This window comes from Nocardia sp. NPDC023852 (assembly GCF_040639505.1).
In the GTDB taxonomy this organism is placed as follows: domain Bacteria; phylum Actinomycetota; class Actinomycetes; order Mycobacteriales; family Mycobacteriaceae; genus Nocardia.
The window spans coordinates 405292-413795 of record NZ_JBFAAB010000003.1 but is presented as its reverse complement, the minus strand read 5'-3'; the positions used below and the strand labels follow the sequence as shown (position 1 = coordinate 413795).

Below are 8504 nucleotides of genomic sequence, written 5' to 3'. Positions count from 1 at the left end.
ACCGGAATCGGAGACGATGTGGTTGATCCGGTCGGTCGGGTACGTCGGATCCACCGGCACATACGCGGCGCCGGTCTTCGCGATCGCCCAGACCGAGAGCACCGACTCCACACTGCGCGCGATGCCGATAGCGACCACATCGCCCGGACCGACACCACGCTCGATCAACTCCCTCGCCAGCCGCGAGGACGCCGAGTCCAACTCGGCATAGGTCAACTCGCGATCATCGGCGGGATCTCCCGTCGGATTGAACCTGATCGCGACCTCAGTGGCGGCGGACTCCACCGCGGCGGTGAGTAACTGCCCGAAAAGCAAACTGCTCGACCTGCGGCGACGGCTACCTCGAGCGGATCGACGGGCGGTTTCCATTCGAGTGCATTCACCTCTCGCATCGAGCCAGGACCCGGCCCTACCCAGATCAGGGCATGATGTCCAGGACCAGTGCGGTCCGAGCAATCATATAAGGGGACTGACCGGTAGCCACTCGCGATTGGATTGCCACGGCTTCCGCTGCTGCGGGCCGCCCCCTTCGGTGCGGCCATCCTTTCGTCGAACACCGTCCGATCTCTCATGGAAGAGGCGCATTGCCCGATGCCTGCCGTGGGATCGACGCAGGTTCTGTCATGTCGCGGGAGTAGCCGAAACGATGAGCTCGTTCACAACCATCCACGCCGGGTGGCCTGCACGCCCGCCTGGAATCGGGTGCTCGCGCCGAGCCGCTCCAGCAGCCGGGCGGTGCGGCGGACCACGGTGCGCCTGGACATCCCCAGCCTGCGGGCGATGGTGTCGTCGGTGGCGCCGAGACCCATCAGGGTCAGGATCGCCCGGTCGCGTTCGTCCAGCGCCTCCGCGGTCGGATTCACGGAGATGGGCGCGGCCAGGGCCCAGAGCACGTCAAAGGTCTTGATCAGCAGGTCCAGCGTGGATGAGCCGGTGATCCGCAGACCCATTGGGTCGGGCCTGCGTTCGTCGGCGTGCAGCACCAGGCTGGCCCGTTCGTCGTCGCTGATGATCAGCTTGAACGGCGGTTCGGGCAGCGTTCTGGCCTGTGCCCCACTGGCATTGGTGGACAGTGCGTGCCGCAGGCGCTCCGGGTCCTGGTAGACGGTGTCCTGATAGAGGGTCTGGTAACGGATGCCTTCGGCGATCCTGGCCCGTTTGAGCTGGAACAACTGTCGCTCACGGTCCGAATCACTGAGATAGGGTCCGCGTTCGACGAGCTTGACGCAGGCGCGCGCACCGGTCTGCATCTCCTCGAAATCCGCGAGCATCTCCAAGCGCTCGAACACCGGCACCACGGCGCCGCTGCCGCGTGGCGAGCGGCGCACCGAACGAAACGTCTCGCTCAGACGCGCGGCGGCAGCATGCATCTGGTTGATCTCTTGTTGCCTGCACCGCGCTTCGGCTTCGGACAACGATTCCGGCGCGTGCGCGTCCCATACCGGGTCGCCGTCGGGCGACTCGATGCGGACTGCGGCGTGCAATTCACACAACAGATCCAACGAGTCCGCGGCGAGGTCTACCGAAATGCCCAGGTACTGCGCGATATCGGCGAGACTCGATCGCGGATGGTGCACCAGCACGGCGTAGGTGCGGCCATGCGGTGATCCAGGATCGAAGATGTCGCCCAGCTCGGTCACGGCCCGAGCCTAACGACCGACCGATGCCTGTGGGGCGGCTCGAGCAGACCGACTCTCGAAGCGCTCATCGTGCCGCCGCAGTGCGGACAACCCGCGGTAGACACCGGCGTGATCGTCGCAACAGCAAGCCCGGCAACTGAACTCAGTGCGCGGTCGGGCCCCACTGCATGGGCACGCCCTTGGCTGCCAGGTAAGGCATGGGGTCGATCTTGGTGCCGCCCTGGTTCCAGATCTCCAGGTGCAGGTGCGGACCGGTCGATTGGCCCCGGTTGCCGACGGTGGCGATCACGTCGCCCGCGTTCACCCGCTGGCCCGCGTGGACGAACATCTCGTTCACGTGGCCGTAGACCGCGGTGGTGCCGTCGTCCTGCAGCACGCGCACCCACAGGCCGAACCCGGATGCCGGGCCCGCCTCGATCACGGTGCCGTTGCTGACCGAGTGGATCGGCGCGCCGAGCGCGTCGGCGAAGTCGAGGCCGTAGTGCATGGCACCCCAGCGACTGCCGAATCCTGAGCTGATCTCGCCCCCCACCGGGCGTACCGCCTGGGCCGGAGCGACCTGCTGCTGCACACCCCGGAGGGCCTCCTCGGCCTGAGCCAGCGGTGCGACGACCTCCGGCGGCAGGTTCGGAATGCCGAACGGAGCGGCCGCTGGTGCGGCAACCTGGGTGGCGGCCGGAGCGGGCTCCGCCGCAGCCTCGACAACCGGCTCCTGCGCGGTTTTCAGCTCGGCGACCTGCGTGATTCCGGTGCCCTTTGCGGTGACCTGTTCGACCGCCTCATCGTCGGCGTCGTGCGCACCGGGTAGCTGTGGTGACGCGTAGGTGACCTGGGTGGCGGTGCCGATCAGCGCGCCGGTGGCAACCACGACGCTCGCAGCGAACTTCACCCGCCCAGCAGAGGACGGCTCGGCGCGGTGCCGTGTCGGCCGACCCGTGACACCATCGCCGATGAGGCTCATGACGGTAATAGAACTGGGGCCTACACGGTGCTGCGACAAAGCTGCGTCCTTGCCTCGAAGAACAGGGGTCCGTCCCGGATGCCATGCTTGGCGTCGACCGGTTGATAACGATCCGGTGAAGCTGAGCTAGATAACGTTTCGGCGTCCGTTGTGATGGGAACTCTACCTCGTCGTGACCATTCCGCAACCTTTTGCGAAAAAGTTGCTGATGAGCGCTGGGTCACATGTCCACATGAGCGAGACTTGGACCGTGATCATCCACCAACTGGGCGTCCCCATCGTGCTGGCCCCGATGGCGGGCGGCCCCTCCACTCCCGAACTCACCGCCGCGGTCGCCGAAGCGGGCGGTTTCGGCCAGCTGGCGGCCGGCTATCTGAGCGCCGCCGACACCGCCGCGCGGATCACCGCGACCCGCGCCGCGACCGACAAGCCGTTCGGCGTCAACCTCTTCGTGCCCGGACCCGAGACTCCCACCGCGGACCTCTCGACCTATCTCGCCGAACTCGGCGCCGACCATCAGCTCGGGGACGCAAAGTTCGACACCGACGACTGGGACGCCAAGCTCGACCTGCTCGTCGCCGATCCGGTCGCGGCCGTCTCGTTCACCTTCGGCTGCCCGACCACCGAGGAGATCGCACGGCTGCATGCCGTCGGCTCCGAGGTGTGGGTGACGGTGACGTCGGCGGCCGAGGCGCGCGTCGCGGTCGAGGCGGACGCCGACGTCCTCATCGCCCAAGGCGCGGAGGCGGGTGGGCACCGCGCCACCTTCGTGGACCGACCAGCCGATGACGCGACCGACCCGCTGACGCTACTGGCCCTGGTGCAGATCCTGACCGCCGCCACCGACCGTCCGCTCGTGGCGACCGGCGGTATCGTCACGGGCGCAGGCATCGCCGCGGCGCTGGCGGCGGGCGCCGCCGCCGCACAGCTCGGCACCGCGTTCCTACGCTGCCCCGAGGCGGGCACCAATCAGGTGCACCGCGCCACGCTCACCCAGGACACCCCTACGATGCTCACCCGCGCCTTCACTGGACGCCGAGCGCGCGGGTTGCGTAACCGATTCATGATCGAGCACACCGCGGCGCCTGCCGCGTACCCGGAGATCCACTACGCCACCGCCCCGCTGCGGGCGGCAGCACGGGCGGCCGGCAACCCGGACGAGGTGAACCTGTGGGCTGGGCAAACACACGCCCTGGCACCGGAGTTGCCCGCGGGTGAACTGGTGCGAGCGCTGGCCGCCGACACGAAAAACGCACTGGAGTCAGCGCTTTCGCGTCGAATCCAGCCTTGTTGACAACGACTTTCGATTAAAGTCGAGGGGCATCGCATCGACCGTCTATCCCTGGAGGAAAGCGCCATGTCCCTCGATGTCCCCACCGAACTACTCGAACGCGCCGAGCGCGGCGAGGTCGACGACGCCGACTTCGTCGAGGTCGTGCGCGATTCGCTGCCCTACGCTTGGGAAGTCGTCAGCCGAGTCGCCGGTGACTTGAAGTCCGGCACTGCCGAATTCGCCGACAACAGGGTTCCTCCACCGGACGAGGTCGCCCGCGGGCAGCTGCTGCGAGCCATGGCCTCGGACGCGATCCGCGGCGGGCTGGAACGGCATTTCGGCGTGAAGCTCGCCTTCCAGAATTGCCACCGGGTCGCCGCGTTCCCGATCTCCGCGGTCGGCGGCGATACCTACACCACCTTCATCGGCACCAGGGCCCAGCTGCTCAACCAAAACCCGGAGCTGCGCAACTGCTGATCGGCAAACTCTGAACACCCGGCGCGGCAAACTGTTTCGTCCTGCGCCGGGTGTTCTCTTGTCAGCATCGCACCCCGCGCGTCGACACCGTCTGCCTTCCGGCCCTTCGCGTAGTGTGAACCGGCATGAGCAGCAACGATCTTCGGGATGAGATCGAAGGCAGGCTGGCGCCGTGGCGACAACAGCTCGGCGGGGACGGTGCGGGCTACACCAATCATGTGCTGCGCGTGCTAGCCCTGTGCGATCTTCTGGCAGATGATCAGCAATCCCCACCGAGCAGCCGCGAGGAGTATCTGACCGCCGCCGCCTTGCACGACATCGGCATCTGGTCGGCGGGTACCTTCGACTACCTCGCGCCCTCCTGCGACCACGCACGCGCCTGGTTGGCGAGCATCGACCGGAGCGACCTGACCGAGAGGGTGGTGCCGATGATCACCGAGCACCACAAAATCCGCGCCGCCGGTACACCGGACGACGCGGTGGAGATCTTCCGCCGCGCCGATGCGATCGACGTCGAGCTGGGACTGCTCGGCCGGTTCGGCGTATCCAGGGCGACCTACCGTGACCTGGTAAAACGATATCCCGACCACGGCTTCCATCGCGCACTGGTGCGGCTGGTCGCGCGGCGACTGTGGACCAACCCCACGTCACCACTGCCGATGCTGAAGTGGTGACGTGAGGCGGTGTATTCAGCCGAGCGTGGTGACGTCCAAGTCGCCCTCGGCGTACTGGGAGCGCAGCCGCTTCTTGTCGAACTTGCCCACGCTGGTCTTCGGCACCTCCGCGATGAACGTCCAGCGTTCCGGCAGCTGCCATTTCGCGACCTTGTCCGCCAGGAACTCGCGCAGCTGTTCGGGTTTCGCCTCGGCGCCCTCGGCGAGCACGATCGCCACCAGCGGCCGCTCGTCCCATTTCTCGTCCGGCACGCCGATCACGGCCGCCTCGGCGACCGCAGGGTGCCCCATCACGGCGTTCTCCAGGTCCACCGACGAAATCCATTCGCCGCCTGACTTGATCACGTCCTTGGAGCGGTCCACCAGGGTGAGGTAGCCGTCCCCGCTGATCTTGCCGACGTCGCCGGTGCGCAGCCAGCCGTCGTGGAACTTCTCCGCGTCCACCGGGACGCCGTCCGGCGAGTAATAGGAAGCGGCGATCCAGGGGCCGCGTACTTCCAGCTCACCGAGCGATTCGCCGTCGGTGGGGACTACGCTGCCATCGTCGGCGACCAGGCGAGCCTGCACGCCGGCCGGGAACCGGCCCTGCGTCACCCGGTAGGGCCACTGTTCTTCCTCGGTGAGCGCACTTGCCGGCGGATGCGCGACGCTGCCCAGGGGCGAGGTCTCCGTCATGCCCCACGCGTGCAGGACCCGCACGCCGTGCTTGTCCCGGAAGGCGCGCATCATCGACGGCGGAACGGCCGAGCCGCCCACCACGACCGAGCGCAGGTGCGTGATGTCCTGTGGTTTCGCTGCGAGACCAGCCAGCACCCCACCCCAGATCGTGGGCACGGCGGCGGCGAAGGACGGCCTCTGGTCGGCCATGCACTCGAGCAGGGGCCCCGGCTGCAGGAAGCGGTCCGGCATGAGCAGACTCGCGCCCGACATCAGCGCCGCATACGGCAGGCCCCATGCGTTCGCGTGGAACAGTGGCACGATGGTGAGGATGGTGTCGGTGCCGATCAGACCCATGCCGTTGTTCGCGGCAACCTGCATCGCGTGCAGCCAGTTGGAGCGGTGCGAGTACACCACGCCCTTCGGGTCGCCCGTGGTGCCGGAGGTGTAGCACATCGCCGCGGCGGACCGCTCGTCGATCACCGGGAAGTCGTAGGTATCCGGCTGCGCACCGAGCAGTTCGGTGTAGGAGTGCACCTGGACACCGTCCGGCGCGGTGAGCGTGGCCGCTTCCCCGTTGACCACGACGACGTGGCGGACTGTCTTCATGTGCGGCAGCAACTGGGTGAACATCGGCACCAGCGTGCCGTCGACCAGCACCACCTGGTCTTCGGCGTGGTTGGCCACGTACACGACCTGGTCCGGGAACAACCGGATGTTCAGCGCATGCAGCACCGCACCCATCGCGGGCACCGCGACGTAGGCGACCACATGCTCATTGTTGTTCCACATGAACGTGCCGACCCGGTCGCCGACGCCGATCCCCAACCCGCGCAACGCGTTCGCCAGCCGTGCCGACTCGGCGCCGACCTCGCGGTAGGTCATGGTGCGCACGCCGGTACCGGTCCAAGTGGACACGGTGGAATCGCCGACGAACGTCGATGCGTAGCGCAGCAACGTGGCCAGCGACAACGGCTCGTCCTGCATGGTGCTCAACATCGGAACTCCTTTTTCTTCAGTGACTTCCCGTCAGAAAGCCAAGTCGGTGTCGGCAACCTGCGGCGTCTCCGACGTGATCCCGTAGGGCAACCCGATCCAGGGCATCACCTCGGGGTCCAGAATCGGTGTGCCGCCGGCGAGCATGGCGCACGACAGCACACGCTCGGGTCCGGTCCATGCCACGTTGTCGGTGAAGCCGAGAGGTCCGAGGGCGCGCCGGGTACCTGAGTCGAGATGCTCGAGGATGTGGCTCCATCGGGCCAGGTCGGGAACCGTGGAGAGGTTCGGTACGCGCGCCGGCATGTCTCAGCACGAACCGACCATGAGCCACATCACATCGGCGATGCTACCCAACAGTAGGGCGCAGCGGGGAGGCGCCGGCGGGATCCGGCCGGACGTGCGGCCGCCATCAGCCTCCGCTGGTCAGCTCGGCTACCCGGTCGAAGCGGCCGGTCCGACCCGCTGTGCGCCGGATACGCGTGGACCACGGCGGTGTTCGGTTTCAGCACGACGTGGGGCGCGGACCGCTGAACCGAAGGAAGGCAGGCTTCGGCAAGGCCGCGGTTACTGTGAGTCACGAGACAACGCACCGAGTGACCGCCGGAGTAGACGACATGTCAGTGGACCGAATGCTGCCCACCCCCGAGGCCAGGGATCTGCTCGAACTGACCCGCGACATCGCCGACAAGGTGCTGGAGCCGCGGGTGGTCGACTGCGAGAAGGCCGGGACCTACCCCGACGGCGCCTTCCCCGCACTCGGTGCGGCCGGACTGCTCAGCCTGCCGTACCCAGAGGAGTTCGGCGGCGGCGCCCAGCCGTACGAGGTGTACCTTCAGGTGCTCGAGGAACTGGCCGCCCGCTGGGCCGCCGTCGCGGTCGCGGTCAGCGTGCACAGCCTGTCGTGCCATCCGCTGTTCGCTTTCGGTACCGACGAGCAGAAGCAGCGCTGGCTGCCCGGGATGCTCTCCGGCGAGACCATCGGCGCCTACAGCCTTTCCGAGCCACACGCCGGATCGGACGCGGCCGCGCTGCGCTGCCGGGCGACTCGCGTCGAGGGCGGTTACCGAATCAATGGCGCCAAAGCCTGGATCACCAACGGCGGCCGAGCCGACTTCTACACCTTGTTCGCCCGCACCGGCGAAGGCTCGCGTGGCATCTCCTGCTTCTTGGTCCCGCGGGACGCCGAAGGTCTCAGCTTCGGCAAGCCCGAGGAGAAGATGGGCCTGCGTGCCGTGCCGACCACGACCGCCGCCTACGACGACGCGTTCCTGCCCGGGGAACGGTTGATCGGCGCCGAAGGACAGGGACTTTCGATCGCCTTCAGCGCCCTGGACTCCGGCCGACTGGGCATCGCCGCGATCGCCACCGGTCTGGCGCAACGCGCCCTGGACGAGGCCGTCGCCTACGCCAAGGAACGCGAGACCTTCGGCCGCCACATCATCGACCACCAGGGCCTCGGCTTCGTACTCGCCGACATGGCCGCCGCCGTCGACTCCGCACGCGCTACCTATATCGACGCCGCGCGGCGCCGTGACATGGGCCTGCCGTACTCCCGCCAGGCCAGCGTGGCCAAACTCGTCGCCACCGACGCCGCCATGAAGGTCACCACCGACGCGGTCCAAGTGTTCGGCGGCTACGGCTACACCCAGGACTTTCCCGTCGAGCGCTACATGCGCGAGGCCAAGGTGATGCAGATATTCGAAGGGACCAACCAGATCCAACGCCTGGTCATCGCCCGTCATCTGGCCGAGAACTGATCACCCGACATGGCCGAAAATACCAATTCGCTGACCGCGGATGTCTTCGGACCTGCGGATTCGCGT

General features: G+C 67.4%; 9 protein-coding genes. 4 read left to right on the top strand and 5 right to left on the bottom strand.

Annotated features, from left to right (window positions below; translation table 11 throughout):
- The 3 genes from AB0H00_RS09470 to AB0H00_RS09460 form a co-directional block, all read right to left on the bottom strand.
- Positions 1-315 (bottom strand): AMP-binding protein (locus tag AB0H00_RS09470; RefSeq protein WP_357263402.1); only part of this gene is annotated, 315 nt, incomplete at its 3' end.
- A gap of 341 nt (positions 316-656) precedes the next feature.
- Positions 657-1640: a LuxR C-terminal-related transcriptional regulator gene (locus AB0H00_RS09465; protein WP_357263400.1), complete on the bottom strand. Its 984-nt coding sequence runs from the start codon at positions 1638-1640 to the stop codon at positions 657-659.
- A 142-nt stretch (positions 1641-1782) separates the two neighbouring features.
- A complete protein-coding gene (locus AB0H00_RS09460; RefSeq protein ID WP_357263397.1) occupies positions 1783-2601 on the bottom strand; it encodes a M23 family metallopeptidase in 819 nt (272 codons plus the stop codon).
- A gap of 232 nt (positions 2602-2833) precedes the next feature.
- Here AB0H00_RS09460 and AB0H00_RS09455 point away from each other — a divergent pair, with 232 nt between their 5' ends.
- The 3 genes from AB0H00_RS09455 (at position 2834) to AB0H00_RS09445 (ending at position 5025) form a co-directional block, all read left to right on the top strand.
- Positions 2834-3895, top strand: a complete 1062-nt coding sequence (locus AB0H00_RS09455) for a nitronate monooxygenase (RefSeq protein WP_357263394.1) — start codon at positions 2834-2836, stop codon at positions 3893-3895.
- Positions 3896-3958: 63 nt separating this feature from the next.
- Positions 3959-4351 (top strand): SCO5389 family protein, encoded by a 393-nt coding sequence (locus AB0H00_RS09450; protein WP_357263392.1) that lies wholly within the window; start codon positions 3959-3961, stop codon positions 4349-4351.
- Positions 4352-4476: 125 nt separating this feature from the next.
- Entirely contained in the window at positions 4477-5025 is a 549-nt protein-coding gene (locus AB0H00_RS09445; protein WP_357263390.1) for an HD domain-containing protein, read from the top strand.
- 15 nt (positions 5026-5040) lie between these two features.
- Here AB0H00_RS09445 and AB0H00_RS09440 read toward each other — a convergent pair whose 3' ends face one another.
- Together AB0H00_RS09440 and AB0H00_RS09435 are read right to left on the bottom strand one after the other, a co-directional pair.
- On the bottom strand, positions 5041-6681 hold the full coding sequence (locus AB0H00_RS09440) for a long-chain fatty acid--CoA ligase (RefSeq protein WP_357263387.1): 1641 nt from the start codon (positions 6679-6681) through the stop codon (positions 5041-5043).
- Between the two features lie 30 nt (positions 6682-6711).
- Positions 6712-6984 (bottom strand): hypothetical protein, encoded by a 273-nt coding sequence (locus AB0H00_RS09435; RefSeq protein ID WP_357263384.1) that lies wholly within the window; start codon positions 6982-6984, stop codon positions 6712-6714.
- Positions 6985-7295: 311 nt separating this feature from the next.
- On the opposite strand from AB0H00_RS09435, the gene AB0H00_RS09430 reads away from it, so the two are divergent.
- Positions 7296-8438, top strand: coding sequence for an acyl-CoA dehydrogenase family protein (locus tag AB0H00_RS09430; protein ID WP_357263381.1), 1143 nt, complete (start codon positions 7296-7298; stop codon positions 8436-8438).
- The last annotated feature ends 66 nt before the right edge of the window (positions 8439-8504 follow it).